This window comes from Spartobacteria bacterium UBA695 (assembly GCA_002298145.1).
Classification (GTDB): domain Bacteria; phylum Verrucomicrobiota; class Verrucomicrobiia; order Chthoniobacterales; family Chthoniobacteraceae; genus UBA695.
The window spans coordinates 161,260-176,000 of sequence record DBMP01000023.1; the positions used below are offsets into that span (position 1 = coordinate 161,260).

Annotated in this window: 17 protein-coding genes; all 17 read right to left on the reverse strand. The window is 55.5% G+C overall.

Annotated elements, in window-relative coordinates:
* Nucleotides 1–5: 5 nt before the first annotated feature.
* Nucleotides 6–2,135: a flagellar biosynthesis protein FlhA gene (flhA, locus tag B2828_RS13215; RefSeq protein WP_479634228.1), complete on the reverse strand. Its 2,130-nt coding sequence runs from the start codon at nt 2,133–2,135 to the stop codon at nt 6–8.
* A complete protein-coding gene (locus B2828_RS13220; protein WP_479634229.1) occupies nt 2,135–3,265 on the reverse strand; it encodes an EscU/YscU/HrcU family type III secretion system export apparatus switch protein in 1,131 nt (376 codons plus the stop codon). The genes flhA and B2828_RS13220 overlap by 1 nt, the downstream gene beginning before the upstream one ends.
* 43 nt (nt 3,266–3,308) lie before the next feature.
* Complete coding sequence (gene fliR / locus B2828_RS13225) at nt 3,309–4,064, reverse strand: flagellar biosynthetic protein FliR (RefSeq protein ID WP_479634230.1); 756 nt, start codon at nt 4,062–4,064, stop codon at nt 3,309–3,311.
* Nucleotides 4,065–4,068: 4 nt separating this feature from the next.
* Entirely contained in the window at nt 4,069–4,338 is a 270-nt protein-coding gene (locus tag B2828_RS13230) for a flagellar biosynthetic protein FliQ (RefSeq protein ID WP_479634231.1), read from the reverse strand.
* Nucleotides 4,335–5,219, reverse strand: coding sequence for a flagellar type III secretion system pore protein FliP (fliP, locus tag B2828_RS13235; protein ID WP_479634232.1), 885 nt, complete (start codon nt 5,217–5,219; stop codon nt 4,335–4,337). Before fliP ends, B2828_RS13230 begins: the two co-directional genes overlap by 4 nt.
* Nucleotides 5,216–5,530, reverse strand: a complete 315-nt coding sequence (locus B2828_RS13240) for a flagellar biosynthetic protein FliO (protein ID WP_479634233.1) — start codon at nt 5,528–5,530, stop codon at nt 5,216–5,218. The genes fliP and B2828_RS13240 overlap by 4 nt, the downstream gene beginning before the upstream one ends.
* The gene (fliN, locus tag B2828_RS13245) at nt 5,527–5,787 is read right to left on the reverse strand and encodes a flagellar motor switch protein FliN (protein WP_479634234.1); all 261 of its coding nucleotides are present in this window, start codon (nt 5,785–5,787) and stop codon (nt 5,527–5,529) included. The genes B2828_RS13240 and fliN overlap by 4 nt, the downstream gene beginning before the upstream one ends.
* Nucleotides 5,788–5,790: 3 nt before the next feature.
* A complete protein-coding gene (locus B2828_RS13250; RefSeq protein WP_479634235.1) occupies nt 5,791–6,681 on the reverse strand; it encodes a flagellar motor switch protein FliM in 891 nt (296 codons plus the stop codon).
* A 74-nt stretch (nt 6,682–6,755) separates the two neighbouring features.
* Nucleotides 6,756–7,325 carry a flagellar basal body-associated FliL family protein gene (locus B2828_RS13255; RefSeq protein ID WP_479634236.1) on the reverse strand — a complete coding sequence of 190 codons (570 nt, stop codon included), beginning with the start codon at nt 7,323–7,325 and terminating at the stop codon, nt 6,756–6,758.
* Complete coding sequence (locus B2828_RS13260; protein WP_479634237.1) at nt 7,325–8,332, reverse strand: flagellar hook-basal body protein; 1,008 nt, start codon at nt 8,330–8,332, stop codon at nt 7,325–7,327. Before B2828_RS13260 ends, B2828_RS13255 begins: the two co-directional genes overlap by 1 nt.
* Before the next feature lie 22 nt (nt 8,333–8,354).
* A complete protein-coding gene (locus tag B2828_RS13265) occupies nt 8,355–8,795 on the reverse strand; it encodes a flagellar hook capping FlgD N-terminal domain-containing protein (RefSeq protein ID WP_479634238.1) in 441 nt (146 codons plus the stop codon).
* A 20-nt stretch (nt 8,796–8,815) separates the two neighbouring features.
* A complete protein-coding gene (locus B2828_RS13270) occupies nt 8,816–10,783 on the reverse strand; it encodes a hypothetical protein (RefSeq protein ID WP_479634239.1) in 1,968 nt (655 codons plus the stop codon).
* Nucleotides 10,780–11,376 (reverse strand): MotE family protein, encoded by a 597-nt coding sequence (locus tag B2828_RS13275; protein ID WP_479634240.1) that lies wholly within the window; start codon nt 11,374–11,376, stop codon nt 10,780–10,782. Before B2828_RS13275 ends, B2828_RS13270 begins: the two co-directional genes overlap by 4 nt.
* A gap of 2 nt (nt 11,377–11,378) precedes the next feature.
* The gene (locus B2828_RS13280; RefSeq protein ID WP_479634241.1) at nt 11,379–11,825 is read right to left on the reverse strand and encodes a flagellar export protein FliJ; all 447 of its coding nucleotides are present in this window, start codon (nt 11,823–11,825) and stop codon (nt 11,379–11,381) included.
* On the reverse strand, nt 11,822–13,165 hold the full coding sequence (gene fliI / locus B2828_RS13285) for a flagellar protein export ATPase FliI (RefSeq protein ID WP_479634242.1): 1,344 nt from the start codon (nt 13,163–13,165) through the stop codon (nt 11,822–11,824). Before fliI ends, B2828_RS13280 begins: the two co-directional genes overlap by 4 nt.
* Nucleotides 13,162–13,665, reverse strand: coding sequence for a FliH/SctL family protein (locus tag B2828_RS13290; RefSeq protein WP_479634243.1), 504 nt, complete (start codon nt 13,663–13,665; stop codon nt 13,162–13,164). Before B2828_RS13290 ends, fliI begins: the two co-directional genes overlap by 4 nt.
* Nucleotides 13,666–13,717: 52 nt before the next feature.
* The gene (fliG, locus tag B2828_RS13295) at nt 13,718–14,740 is read right to left on the reverse strand and encodes a flagellar motor switch protein FliG (RefSeq protein ID WP_479634244.1); all 1,023 of its coding nucleotides are present in this window, start codon (nt 14,738–14,740) and stop codon (nt 13,718–13,720) included.
* Nucleotide 14,741: the final 1 nt, after the last annotated feature.

Genomic DNA, 14,741 nt, shown 5'->3' on the forward strand with positions numbered 1-14,741 from the left:
TACGTTTACGCGGCAGCGCGGTTCGGTTGAGGGAGCAGGATGATGCCGACGCTCTGAATCTGAGTCTGAGCGGGAAGCTCTTGGTATGACAAAACAACCAGCTTCGGCAGCGACGGCTCAAAAAAGCGCTTAAACGGTAAACGCAGGTCGCTTGTGGTGATGAGAATCGGCGTAAGTCCCTGCTCCGACATCTCCGTCATCCGGCGCGTCAATTCGCCCATAACGTGATGGGCAAGCTGGGGATCAATCACCAAACCCACATCATACTGCGTACGCTGAACTTTGGTAATGAGCAGTTGCTCCAAACGAGGATCGAACGTAATCGCCTTCAAAAGCCCCTGGTCGCATTCGTAATCTGAAATAAAATAGAGTCCCAGGCGCTTTCGGACCTGCTCCGAGAGGTCATCAGGATTCTTGGAAAGCGATGCGCAATCAGCAATACCTTCAAGAATAACCGGCAGATTCTTGACCGCCACACCCTCGCGCAACAGATTTTTGAGGACTCGCTGGATCACCCCCACATTGACCAAATCCGGGACAAGTTCGTTAACCAGCGCAGCGTTGGACTCTTTGACATGCTCGATCATCGTCTGCACGTCCTGACGCGAAAGGATAAGATGCGCCACCTGCTTGAGCGACTCCGAAAGATGCGTAATCAAGACCGATGAAGGATCGACCACCGTATAGCCATTGATCTCCGCGTTGCGCTTTTCGCCCTCGCCAATCCAAATCGCGTTGATGCCAAACACCGGCTCCACCGTCTCCGTCCCCTTCAGCTTCACGGGGCTGTTGGTCACATTCATCGCCAGCCAGCGTTTGGAAAGAATCTCGCCCTTGGCAACCTGCTTGTTGCGTAGAAGAAAGCGGTATTCGTTCGCGCTCAGCTCCGGATTATCGCGAATGGCCACGGGGGGAACGATAATCCCCATCTCGCGGGCGAACGTTTTGCGGACACCCGTAACGCGATCCAGCAAATCACCTCCGTTTTTCTTCTCCGCCAGGTGAAGCAACCCATAGCCGAGTTCGACAGAAAACACATTCACGTCAATCAGCTTCTGAAAATCCTCCGTAGTCGTCTTGCCAATCGCCGCCCCCGCATCCCCTCCCGCGCTACCCGCCGCTCCGGCCTCCCCCGCTAGCGCCTTTGCAGTTTGCTGGGAGGGCGTTTTTTTCAAATGATAAGCCGTAAATCCCGTCAGCGTCGAAAGCAGAAGGAAAGGCGCAATCGGCATTCCCGGCACAAGGCAGAAAACGAAAAGCATCCCCGAGGCAATCGCCAGCGCGCGGGGATAAAGCGTCAACTGTTTGCTAATATGCGCACCTAAGTTCAGGTCGCCCGACGCCCGCGTGACCAGGATACCGGCAGACACGCTGACAATCAGCGCCGGAACCTGCGCCACAAGGCCGTCACCAATCGAAAGCAGCGTATATTTCTGCAACGCGTCCGCCATCGGGATGCCCTTCTGGATAACGCCAATCACAAAACCGCCCACAACATTAATCAGCGTAATGAGAATGCCCGCCACCGCATCACCACGCACGAACTTGCTCGCGCCGTCCATCGCGCCATAGAATTCCGCTTCCCGCTGGATCTTCTGCCGCCGCTTCTGCGCCGCAATTTCGTTAATAATTCCGGCGTTTAGTTCCGCATCAATCCCCATCTGTTTACCCGGCATTGCATCCAGAGTGAAACGGGCTGCAACCTCCGCGATACGCCCCGCGCCCTTCGTGATAACCATGAAGTTGATCACGATCAGGATAAGAAACACAACCGCCCCCACCACGTAATTGCCGCGCACGACAAAATGACCAAAAGATTCAATAATATGCCCCGCGAAGCCATCCACAAGAATCAGCCGCGTGGACGCGACATTAAGCGCCAACCGATAAAGCGTGACCGATAGCAACAACGTCGGGAAACCCGAAAATTCCGCCGGCTCCTTCACATAAATGATAATGAGCAGCAGCAGGAGCGAAATCCCTATACTCGCCGCGAGAAGCAAATCAAGCACCACCGACGGAACGGGAAACACCAAAATCAGCACCGTTCCGAAAAGCGCCGCAACAAATAGCAGATCGCCCTTTTTCAAGAGCGCGCCAAATTGATTATTAGTAAGCGTCGCGAGCGGAGCCATTATTCTTGGGCCCCCTGCCGAGCCTCGACAGCGGCGGAAGTAGCCGCAGCCCGCCGACTTTTAAGGTTATGGAAATAGTAGCGATGCGTTTTGTAAACAAACGCCAAGATCTCCGCGACCGTCTTGTATAGCTCGACAGGAATCGGCTTGCCTACCCGTCCATATTTGAAAAGCATCCGTGCCACGGAGCGGTTCTCGACCATCGGCACTTCATTCTCCGCGGCAATCGCCTTGATGCGCTGCGCAAACATCTGCATCCCCTTGGCAAGAACAATCGGCGCTTTGTCCGTACCCCGTTCATAGCGGAGAGCAACGGCAAAATGCGTCGGATTCGTCACCACCACATCGGCATTCGGCACCGAGCCGAGCATCTGCTTCTGCAAGAGCCGCCGAGCCATCGTGCGCCGAGCAGACCGGATATTCGGATCACCTTCCGTGGAGCGGAACTCCTCTTTCACCTCCTGCTTGGTCATCATCAGGTCCCGGTTGACCTTGCGCAGTTGGTAAATATAGTTGGCCGCCGCAATTGCCCCCAGGGCAAAAACAAACCGCCCAAGAAGCGTCAAAATAGATTGTTGAAAAAACGAGCCAAGCCGCGTGAGCGAAACCGGCATATAAAAAAGCGGATCAACAAGAATACTCTTCACCGCCCCCCAAACAACCAGCCCCACGACCGCCAGCTTGAAAGCCTCACTTCCAAGCTTTAGCCACCCCTGTGGGGAAAAAACACGCTCAAATCCCGCGGCAGGATTGAGCCGTGACAGCTTTGGCTCCAGCGCGTTCGGCGTCAGTTGAAACTGGCTTTGAAGCCCGCCCGCAAGCGTCCCCGCAACCGCACACGCAATTCCCAATGGCAGCACGAGCTGAAAAATCGTCGTCACGGAGACCCGGCTCCATTCCGCCACGGACTGCGGCTCAAAACTGTACTGCCCGAGATGAGAAAATATAGCAACCGCAATCTCCACAATCCGCACCACCTGCTCGCGCAGCGTAAACATCGTCGCCCCGAGCGCCGCGATGAGCACAAACACAATATTGATCTCGGACGAGCGCGCGAACTGCCCCTCGGCATGCGCCTCGCGCAGCCGCTTCTCAGTAGGTTGTTCGGATTTATCGCCGTCGTTAGCCATTATGGAAAATCAATCGCCATCACGCCGGTCGCACCGCGTCATCCTACGGGACCAGGTGCAACATCAACTCCGGCGATTGGCGCATGGAGCTAAGCACGAGTTGTGCCGTCAGCCCCAAAGCAACGCCAAAGATTGCCATACCCGCCAAAATTCTGACGGAAAAGCTCTCCGAAAAGACATTCATACTTGGCGCAGCCTTTCCAAGAATGGCAAAGGTAAAAGTCACCACGAAGTTCACCGCCATCAATGGAACCGCCATCTGAACACCAATAAGGAAAATTTTGCCGGTATTAGTAACAAAAAGTTCCGCTATCTCGCGGGTAAAGCCTAGTTGCCCAATGGGCGCAATGGCAAAGCTGCGCAGAAACGCCACGAAAACGGCGTGATGCGATCCGGAAAATAGGAAAAGCAACACGCCAAGATTAAACAGCGCAATGCCAACCGGCGAGGTATTCGTGTTCGAAACCGGGTCGAGTTGCGAGCTCATCATGAGCCCCATCTCCGTGGAAATGAGCTGCCCTGCAAACTCAATGGCATAAAAAATCAGCCGGGCCACAGCCCCCATCATGAGCCCGATCAATAGTTCACGTCCCGCCACGAAAATCAAGCAAAGGACATCGGGCGGAAACGACGACACCGCCGGGGCAAAGCCCGTGACAACCAGCGCCAGCATGGCCGCGATGGCGATCCGCACCCGCACCGGAATATTTTGCCCCGAGAACACGGGAATCAGACTGATCAGCCCGCCCGCGCGAACAAAAACCATCATCCAGACATAGATGGGCTGTACCGAGATCACCGTTTTATTTCGTCATTTCCGGTAAGCGGGAAAGGAACGTAATGGTAAACTCCATCACATTGCGCAAAATCCACGGCGCGGAAAAAATCATGACAAAACCCGCCGTCACTAGCTTCGGCACAAAAGAGAGCGTCTGCTCCTGGATACTGGTAACAGCCTGAAACAAGCTCACCAAAACGCCCACCACCATGGTCGAAATCAAGATCGGTCCCACCACCAGCATCGACAGCGTCACCAACTGCCGCAATATCTCGATAGCTTGCTCGATATTCATAAGCCAAAGCTCTTCACCAGCGACTGAACCACGAGGTGCCAGCCGTCCACCAATACAAAAAGCAACAGCTTGAATGGCAGCGAAATCATTACCGGCGGCATCATCATCATTCCCATCGACATCAAGGTGGACGCCACCACGAAATCAATCACCAGGAAGGGAATGTAAACCAGGAAGCCCATCTGGAATGCAGTCCGCAGCTCGCTAATGACAAAAGCGGGCACCACAACCGTTATCGGAAGATCGGCGACTTTTGTCGGCCCATAGCCCGCGATCCCCAGGAAAAAGTCGATCTCACTTGGCCGGGTCTGCTTCAGCATAAATTGCTTGATCGGCATGGAGCCTTTTTCGCAAGCGGCTTCCAGCGTCAGTTGCTTCGCCATGTAGGGCTGAAGGGCGTCCGCGTTGATGCGATTCGCCACCGGAGCCATGATGAACATCGTCAGGAAGATCGACATTCCAATAATGATCTGGTTCGAGGGAGCGCTTTGTACGCCGATCGCCGATCGAAGGAAACCGAGCACAATCACGATTCGCGTAAAGCTCGTCATGAGCATGATGAACGACGGGGCCAGCGTCAAAAGCGTCATCGCGAAAACAATCTGAATCGCGGTCGAAACATTCCCCTGCTCCGTCGCCTGCCCATTGAGCCCAATCGTAAGGTTGAAAGGCCCCCCGGACGAAGGCAACGCGGAACCCGCAGCAACCGCCGGGGCCGATAGCGGAGCCCCCACCGAAGGCACCTGCAAAGCCGACGTGCGTGGCGAAGGCGTAGGCAACACATAGGCGACAGCATCAGGCGTTGCCTGCCCCGCCGGAACCTGTGCCGATAGCGGTAGAGCCAACATTAAAAAGAATAGGAAGGAAACCAGCGATTTCATTCAGGCTTCTCCGGAAGAAGCGACGAAAACCGCCCCCCGTCCTCATCACCGCCTCCCAAGTTGCACAAGTATTCGATCCGTCCGGGGCAAACCCCAATGAGCATCTTGCGCCCCTCGTATTCAGCCACTACCAGATACTGCCGGTTGCCCAGCATTCGCGTTTCGCTGATATCAAGTTTTCGCGCCGTCTTGTTCCTCGCCGCCAATGCGCCAAAACCGTTGCGATAAAAAAACAAACCGCCCGCCAGGAGCCCCACGAGCAGAAAACAATAGACAGCAATCTGCAACATTCCGCCGAGGGCAGGATTCACGATTTATCTCCGATTAGTTCGGTGATCTTGATACAGAAGTTCTCCTCCAATACCACCACTTCCCCCACCGCAATCAGCTTGTCATTAACGTAAACCCCAATCGGGTCATTCGCTCGCTGGTCCAGCTGAATAATAACGCCTGGCCCGAGTTCCAGCACATCGCGCATCGCCATCTGGCACGATCCAAGCCGCGCCGTAAGCTGCACTTTAACATCCAGCACAATGCCGAGTTTCTTATCATCCAAAGGGTTTGCCATAAATCAATGATCCGATTTGATCCGGGAGGTCAGCTCCACGGCGACATGTCCGTTCTCAATGCCGACCGTACCCACAAATTGGGGCGTATCGGAAAGCCGAACTCGCGTATTCTCGATGAGCGTCATCGGCACGGGAATCATGTCATCCGGACGCAAGTTGAGCACTTCTTCTACCGTCATTTGCGCCACGACCCAGTCCGCCGTGACCGGCACATCAATCGCCTCGTACGGCGCGCGCCATTCCAGCTGCTTGTTTCGCGATTCATTTCCCTTGAGCCGGGATTGCTGCATTTTCTTGACGATCACCTCGATCATTGAGAACGGCACGCCCATCTGCATATGCTCCACGCACTCGCCCAGCGTCACCTCCAAATCAACCATCAACGTCACCGCTTCCGCCGCCGAGGTTTGCAGAAAGCGCCCGCTCGTATCTGTTCCAATGCAGCGCGGCTGAAAGTTCCAGTTATTGTCGTGCCACTGGTTGGACCATTCAGTCAAAATGAGTTGAACCGCGTCTTCCACCAACGCGGTTTCCATTTCCGTCAGATTGTTCCCTGCCTCAATAACCCTTCCCTTTCCGCCCAGCAACCGATCGACGATTGCCAGCGCCAGCGGCAGACTCATATCCAAAACGCCAACACCCCGCAACGGTTCCACCTCAAACAGCGTCACATGGGTCGGGCTCTGAATCCCATCGCAGAACTTTGCAAACGTGGAGCTATTTAGTTTGCGGATCTTGATCATACACTCCATCCGCAAAAACGTCGAAAGCCGCGCCGATAAATGCTGAACGTACTTCTCATGAGTCATCGCCAATTGTCTCAAATCGGCCTGACTCAAAAAACCCGGGTTGCGAAAGTTATAGATATCGGGCTCAATTTCCGGCGGCTCCACTCGGGAGCCGTCCCACTTATATACAGCGGTAACCGCAGAGCGCGTCGGCGGGAATATCCTGGACTCTCCCTCGCTCATTGCACAACAAACTCGTTGAAGTAGACCTGGTCTACAATGCTGCTGTTCAGGGCGTGGTTAAAGTTCTCCTGCAGCTCGCCAAGTAGCGCATTCTTCGCGCCGGGCAGCTCCAGGTCAGTCAACGTCTTTGACGAAAGAATGTTCAGGGTAAGGTTCTGCAACTCGCTCCGATGGCGATTGATGATCGCCTTTAGCTCCGGGTTGGTACTGAAAACCGTAAAACCCGTCTTCAAGTAACGCGTTCCCTTACTCCCGGAAAGATTCACCACAATGTTATCGAACGAATACTCAAAGGAAGTGGAGGCCTCGTCTTTCTTCCGGCCAGATTTCGCCAACAATGCGGCATCGTTTCCTGGCTTGCCGTTTCCGGGCAGGACCACTCCGTCAATGGCTGCTTTAACCAGCGATTCCCTCATTTTGGGGATGAGCACGAATTGGGTTGTTACATACGAAATCAGCGGCATCAAAATTATCACAAGAAGCACCGGGCCCCAAGGGCTCGGCGCCTTGACTGGCACCGGCGGGGCGCTCACCGGGATCTCTTCTTCAGCGGGATAAGGGGGCATTATTGCCGCTTCAGGTTGATGGTTTCCTCAAGAATGCTGTCGGTAACCGTGATAATGCGCGACCCCGCCTGGAAGGCGCGCTGTGCGGTGATCAGTTCCGCGAATTCGCTACTAAGATCCACGTTGGAGCCTTCCAGCGATTTGGACTCGATCAACCCCAGCCCATTGGTATCCGCAGTGTTTTTAGCGGCAGTCAACGTAATCCCGCCAATGGGCCCCGCAGCCTCCAGATTAGTGTACAGATTATTACCTGCGCTCTGGAGCATTGAAGTGTCCTTGTAGTTTTGCAGCAACACCCGGCCCGCCACATACGAACCACCGTTGCTAAGAGTGATCGCCACATTCCCCGACGTATCAATACTATAGGAACTCATCGAGGGGGCCCTAGCCAACACCTCGGCATCAGTAAAATCCGTAACACTGGAATCGATCGTCAAATTCACCGGGCCATTGGATGAATCCAGATTCGGCGTGAACGAAATATTGACATCGCCCACGGTGGAGGCCGATGTGCTGGTATCCTGAGTATATACAAGCTTTCCATCTACCTCCGTAACCGTAAAATTCGTCGAACCGTCGCAGAGTCCCTGCACGCGATAGCCATTCTGGGTGACAAGATAGCCATTGCTGTCGATGGTGAAATTCCCAGCGCGGGTAGCGTATGCGGTCCCCGAGGAAGGGTCCACCACCTGAAAGAAACCGTTGCCTGAAATACCGAGGTCCGATTCCGAACTCGCCGTCGAAAGCTTTCCCGGCGTGAAGTCGGTCGTGATGCTCTCGATTTGCACCCCCGTTCCCACTTCTTGCCCGGACCTGCTCGAAGCGCTGCCGTCCGAAGACGCTACCGTCGCGCTCTTCAATACCGTACTAAACGAATCGCTATACTCAGTAGTCGAACCTTTGTAGGCCGTAGTGTTCACATTCGCAACGTTATTGCCAATGACCTCGATTCCTTTCTCGAAGCTCTTGAGCGCGCTGACGCCCGAAGTTAATGATCCGAATGACATAGGGTGCTTTTCTTTGTTGTGCCTATTCTGTGGCGGTTGAGGAGGATGAAGTGGAGGTGGTAGAGACACTGGTCACGGTGTCTAGCGCGCAAGTCGTATCATTGATGACCAGCGACGGTTCGTTATCGCTAATGGTTACCGATGAAACAACACCCGTCACTTTTTTCCCCGAAGAATCCTCGGCGATGACAGTCTTACCAATATAGTTACTGGCGGTCATCACAGACATGTCATTGCCGATATTTTGCATTTGAGTGAGTTGGCTGAATGTGGCCATCTGCGAAACAAACGCGGTATCGTCCATCGGGTTGAGCGGATCTTGAGCCGCAAGCTGTGCCGTCAGCAATTTCAAGAAATCACCTTCGTCCAGCGTTGAATCCCCCTTGGCACCGTTCTTTGAATTAAGAAGGGCAAGCGTGGCGCTGTTGCTGGATGATGTGGAAGTGGTGCTGGTAACAGACATATCCCAAATGACGTTTGAGTTTATGCGAACAAGGAAAGAAGGGACGCCGCGGATGAGGGCGCGGTTTCGCCCCGAGATGAAGTCTCCGGAGACGTTTTTAACGGAACAGGCAACGGCGAGTCTTCATCCCCCCAAAAGGCGGACTGTTGCCCGGAAGATTGTTGCTGCCGATGCTGGGAATCGCCCATCCCGGATTGCCCTGGCTCAAAAACAGGCGCCGCAATACGCACACCGCGATCGCCTGACGCGGCATTAAACTGCTCCCAGTGCTGCTCCAGGGCGCTGCGCAAATCGGCGGAATCGGTCTTGAACACCGGCTGGACTTCCCCGGCATTCATCCTGAGCTGAATCGTCACCTGCTGTCCGTCATGCAGGCGCACTTGGAGTTCGACGTGACTCTTTCCATCCGATCGCATTTTACCGGCTATGTCCACGGTGTGATCAACGAGCGCGGCAATCTGCTGGGAATTTCCCGCATTTGTTGAGGGTTCCGGCGGGGCTATTGTCGCCCCGCGCCCGGCATCCTGTGTTGCCATAGGAATCGAAAGCGAAGGCATAGGCAAAGCGGAACCGGTCAAGGCACCGTGCTGCCGATTATCGGCTTCCGTCGCCGCTCCGGAATCAGTCGAGGCCTTTGCATCCGCCAAAACAGCCGAGACCACCTTGTTGGCGGATGATCCCATCTTTTCAGGTTGTGCGTACACAGCAGGCATTGGATCGCCCTGCATAGCAGCAGACATGCCACTGCGAGGCAAAATGATATCGGGAGTCGAGGATTCTGCATCCTTGGACGTCGATGGCTCGGTGCGGGTTTCAGTCACGGGCCCATCAGCGGCAATATTTGCCGCCTCGCCGATCTTCTCAACCCCTGCAACAACACTGGCTGGAGGGACTGTCGCGGCAAAATTTTCACTCAGCGCCTTGTTTAGAAATCCACCGCCCGACTTGATCCCAACAGACACGCCCCTCTTCAATGCCTGCGTTTTTTTTTCATCGACCGTGCCACCCAAAGCGCCCTCCACAACCGGAGCAGAAAGCGACGGAGCCGCCCCAACCGCAACGTCAAGAGCAGGCATCGATGGCGACCTGTTCTTGTCAGCAACATAACCCGAGGGGATTGCCCCGCCCGTTTCTTGATCAACATCGCAATCCCAATCCCCGGGAAGCACGTCCATCTTCGATCCGACGTTTTCATCCGATTGCGCTCCCGCACTCAACACCGAAACCTTCTTTATCAAAGGATTATTCGTCGTCATCACTCTTTCCCCGTCGGCGACATTGGCCTTTTCCAGCCCCGCCAGCGCTGCGCCTTCGTTCAATTGAGCCCAAGATGCCGCGCCATCACGATCATCATTCTTAGTAGACACTTGGGCCACGGGGATCGCCTGGAGCGGTTGAAACCGAACCGAATAAATTGAACTGACATCCACCGTTCCAGCAGATGCCAATGGGTCGGTAGCCTTCGGCTCGTCCGATGAACTTGCATTCTCTCCCGAGTCATCGACCACCAGCGGCTGTTCCGGGATGGAGAGATTTTGCTTCGCTGGCTGCGCAAGGGAATTTTCAACTAACAGGTTATTCGGCTTCGTTGCTGTTTGTCCGTTGACTGCAACCGCATTTTCCGGCACCGGCAGCGCGGCACTTTCGTTTGATGGCTCACTAGTTACCACACCACCATCATTCCCCGCAGGCACTTGAGCCGCGGGTATTACCTGAAGCGCTTGAAACGGAACCAAATAAATCGAGCTTACATCCACCGTTCCAATAGATGCCGATAGGCCATTAGCCTTCGGCACATTCGATGAGCTTGTCTCCCCTTTCGCGTCATCAACTACCCGCGACGGTTCCAGAATGGAGACATTTTGCTTTCCCGGCTGCGCAAGAAGCATCTCGAAACCACCTGGCAAATCGCCAGCAGTTGACTCCTGCCCCTGCGCTTGCGCTCCCTCGGAAACAACGCTCACCGGAGTTGGAAGAACGGGGTTCATGGCGCGGGCGTCTCCTTATTGGCCTTGACCAGGCGCAGCTTGTCCGATAGCCGCGCGGCCCGCTTAGGCATGTCACTATCAGGACTGCGCCGCCCCATTTCCTGAAAAATCGCCGCGACCTTGTCCGTCTTCATCAGTGAAATAATTTTGACCACCAGCGTCTCATCCATTTCCGCCAAAATATTGACCGCCGATGGAGCCGCCATCGTGGAATACGTGGCCGCCAGAGATTTGAGATTCTTCGCCTCGGTCTCCTGCATTTCCACAATCGCCGCGCTGAGCTGATCGCGCGAGGCCTGAATATCATTCTGAACTTTGGCCAACTCCTCGCGCTCCACATTGATCTGCGCACTCGTTTTTTCCAGGTCGGCTTCACGCGCATCCAGCTTTTTTCGTTCTTCGCGCAGTTCCTTAACCAATCTTTCAACCTCAGCGTCTTTAAAAGACCACAGAAGCGGAGGGGCCTCGATATTGACCTTCGGCAAATTGTAGAATAACGCCCCCCACTGAGACATCAGCAGATAGCCCGAAGTACCAAAACTCAGCAATATGGCAAGGATGACTGGAAACCACCGTGATTTAAAAAAAGACATCGCTAAATTCCCCTCCGGCCATGCCGTGAAATCATCAGATCGTCAATGGCCGCTTCCTCCCGGGCCCGCAGGTCGCTCTGGTATTCGTTCATTTTATTTTCCTTCAACCGCCTTAGCACTTCACACTTCATCCGGGCCTGTAACAACGCAGTTTGCCGCGCCCGGGCCACCTCCGCAGCCTTCTTCAGCTCCATGGCAAGCCGCTCACACACACTGCGCTGAAAAGCCACCGCATTAAGATACATGGATTGATCGCCCGGCCGGAAACAGTCTCCACGCAAGTCGCAAAGGGCCGTCTGCTGCCGCTCCAGTTCCCACTTTCCGGCAACAAGATTCTGTTCCGCGCGGGTAAAGGCCTGCATCGCGACGCCCCAGGCCTCCTTGGCGGCCTGCTCCTCCCGAGTACGCACCAGCAAAACGGCTTCGAGACTAAAAGCGAACGGTTTCATTTAAGCAAGGCGGCCAATCGTTCAAAGCTTTCGATGCGAGTCACTTTTTCATCCACCTTCTGGCGAAGGAATTGGTTCAACGCATCGTATTTCTCAATGGCATGATCAATCCGCGCGTTATTCCCTTTGGTATAGGCGCCAATATTGATCAAGTCCTCGTTCTTGCGATAAACCGCGAGCAAATCCCGCGCATTGCCGATCCGCCCGCCCTGCTCCGGCGTCGTCACTTCACGCACCAATCGACTTACGCTCTCCAGCACGTCGATAGCCGGAAAATGGTTTGCGGTAGCCAGCGCCCGCGAAAGGACGATGTGCCCGTCGAGGATACCGCGCACGGCATCGGCAATCGGCTCATTCATATCATCGCCCTCAACCAATACAGTGTAGAACGCCGTGATGGAGCCGGTCTCCCCCGTCCCCGTTCGTTCGAGCAGACGCGGCAGCAGCGCAAAAACAGACGGCGTATATCCCCGGCTGCTCGGCGGCTCTCCGATAGCCAGGCCGATCTCGCGCTGAGCCATGGCAAACCGGGTCACCGAATCCATCATAAAGAGCACCTTCAAACCTTGATCGCGAAAATATTCAGCAATTGCCGTCGAAAGCATCGCCGCGCGAAGCCGCACCAGCGCGGGCGTTTCGGAGGTCGCGCAGACCACCACCGAACGCGCCATCCCCTCCTCGCCCAGATCTTTTTCCACAAACTCCCGCAGTTCGCGGCCCCGCTCGCCCACCAGCGCGATGACATTCACGTCCGCCTCCGCACCGCGTGCCATCATCCCCAGCAACGTCGATTTACCCACGCCACTACCCGCAAAGATCCCCATGCGCTGACCACACCCCATCGGAGTAAATACGTCAATGGCTCTGACTCCCGTCTGGAACGGCTCGTGAATCCGCTGGCGACGCAGCGGGTTGGGTGGGCTGTTGTGAAGGCGTTGCGTCCGGTCCACGTTCAGCGGGCCGAGCCCATCCAGCGGCCGCCCAAGCCCATCAATCACGCGGCCAACGAGCCCACGCCCCACCGGCATCGCGGCGGCATGCAGCGACGCGACAACTTTTGCCCCCGCCGAAATCTGCTGCATATCCCCCAGCGGCATCAGCAAAATACGGTGATCCCGAAAGCCCACCACTTCCGCATAAAGCTCCGTTCTAAAGCGCGGCGACTCAATGCGACAAACATCGCCCAGCGCCGCTGTCGGGCCATCCGATTCGATGACAAGTCCGCTGACTTGCGCAACGCGGCCCACTTTTTCAACCAGCGGATAGGTGCGCAACCGCTGGCGGAAACGTTCGCCAAACTGCGCGAGCTTGGCACTGGCCGGTGGAGAAGAAAGGCTCATTCCAACAGCGCCTCCACATTATCGAGCTTGGTAGTGAGCGTTCCATCAAGCGTTCCAAAGCGGCTTCGTACCATACAGTCGCCATGGCGCAAATCCGGATCGGCAACGAATTGAATCCCGGGATATTTTTGCCCCAGATTTTCGTCAGCGGACTGGAAAAACTCCAGATCGTGTTCGTTGAGCATAACCTCCAATCCAGAAGTTCCCGGGCGCACCTCGGCAATCATTTCGCCTACGATATTTCTCATCACCGTCTCGTCCAGCTCCACCGTGGCCAGAACGCGCCGAATGCCCTCCATAACCAGGCCCGGGAGCAATCCGCAGCATTGTTCGACCAGCGCCTCGTGCCCCTGAGCCAGCCGTTCCAGCGTCTGGTGCTGTATTTCGGCCACCTCCATCCGCTGATTTGCAAACTGCGCCTCCAACTCGGACAAAGCCGCGTCGTGTCCTTGGCAATAGCCTTCCTCGCGCGCCGCTTGAAGCCCTTCCCCAGTATACAAAAGAACGGGATCTCCCCCTGCCAACCGGATGGCCCTGGGCCTATGGCTGAACTTACACGAAAGCACGATCGTCGCCTCCTGAGTCGAGAGTGATCTCCTCCGCCTCCTCCAACCGCCGCACCACCTGGATAATCTTGTCCTGCGCGGCTTCCACATCCTTCATCTTGGTCGGCCCCAGCAACTCGATATCCTCCTTGAGGCTCTCGGCGGCGCGCTTCGAAATGGACGCCATGACAGCGGCGACAAGCACCGGCTTGGCAGTCTTTAGCGCAATGGCCAGTTCGCCCATATCCACTTCGCGCAGCACCCGCTGCAAATCGACCCGCTCCAGGCGCGCGAGATCCTCGAAGCTGAAAACCTTTTTGCGAATGGCCGCGCCCAACGCCGCATTGCGCGCTTCGATGCGCGTCAGGAGATGCTTGCGCATGTCTTTATCGAGGGCGTTGAGGATATCCGCGACATTCTTCACGCCACCGTTGTGATGCAGCCCCCGGTGAAGCGCCTTTTTGTCAAAGTGCCGGTTGAGGTTCTTGGCAATCTTCATCAATACCTCGTGGGAGGTCGGCTCCATAGCGCCAAGCCGCTCCACGACGTCCTCCCGCAACTCCGAGGAAAGCATCATGACAATCTCGGCAGCCTTGGAAGTATCAAGGTAGGATAGGATAAACGCAATCGTCTGCGGCTGCTCTGCTTTCATTAGGTTAAGGACTTGGCGACCATCCATCTGCCGAATGTCCTCCCCCGCCTCCGTGGGTAATTGCGCAGGAACCACTCGGTTGAGAATAGAGGCTGCCGTGTACTCCCCTTTCGCTTTCGCCAGAACATTCTGCGCATAGCCCACGCCGCCCAGCTTTGCCTGCATCCCGTTGACAATTACATCACCAAACTCCTCGAACAGCTTCTGCTGCATTGCGTCATCGACAACATGCAGGCTGGCCATTTCACGGCAAATCAGCTCCAACTGCGCCGTATCGAAGCCCTTCATAACCTCCGAGGCGGCGTCCGGGCCGATGAAAATCAGAAACGCCGCGATCTTCTGGATCTTGGTCAACTGGCTGTAATCAATGCGCGCCATG

Coding starts and splice junctions, on each gene's coding strand:
- flhA (WP_479634228.1), bottom strand. CDS start 2,135: ATGGCTCCGCTCGCGACGCTTACTAATAATCAATTTGGCGCGCTCTTG.
- B2828_RS13220 (WP_479634229.1), bottom strand. CDS start 3,265: ATGGCTAACGACGGCGATAAATCCGAACAACCTACTGAGAAGCGGCTG.
- B2828_RS13230 (WP_479634231.1), bottom strand. CDS start 4,338: ATGAATATCGAGCAAGCTATCGAGATATTGCGGCAGTTGGTGACGCTG.
- fliP (WP_479634232.1), bottom strand. CDS start 5,219: ATGAAATCGCTGGTTTCCTTCCTATTCTTTTTAATGTTGGCTCTACCG.
- fliN (WP_479634234.1), bottom strand. CDS start 5,787: ATGGCAAACCCTTTGGATGATAAGAAACTCGGCATTGTGCTGGATGTT.
- B2828_RS13255 (WP_479634236.1), bottom strand. CDS start 7,325: ATGCCCCCTTATCCCGCTGAAGAAGAGATCCCGGTGAGCGCCCCGCCG.
- B2828_RS13260 (WP_479634237.1), bottom strand. CDS start 8,332: ATGTCATTCGGATCATTAACTTCGGGCGTCAGCGCGCTCAAGAGCTTC.
- B2828_RS13265 (WP_479634238.1), bottom strand. CDS start 8,795: ATGTCTGTTACCAGCACCACTTCCACATCATCCAGCAACAGCGCCACG.
- B2828_RS13270 (WP_479634239.1), bottom strand. CDS start 10,783: ATGAACCCCGTTCTTCCAACTCCGGTGAGCGTTGTTTCCGAGGGAGCG.
- B2828_RS13275 (WP_479634240.1), bottom strand. CDS start 11,376: ATGTCTTTTTTTAAATCACGGTGGTTTCCAGTCATCCTTGCCATATTG.
- B2828_RS13280 (WP_479634241.1), bottom strand. CDS start 11,825: ATGAAACCGTTCGCTTTTAGTCTCGAAGCCGTTTTGCTGGTGCGTACT.
- fliI (WP_479634242.1), bottom strand. CDS start 13,165: ATGAGCCTTTCTTCTCCACCGGCCAGTGCCAAGCTCGCGCAGTTTGGC.
- fliG (WP_479634244.1), bottom strand. CDS start 14,740: ATGGCGCGCATTGATTACAGCCAGTTGACCAAGATCCAGAAGATCGCG.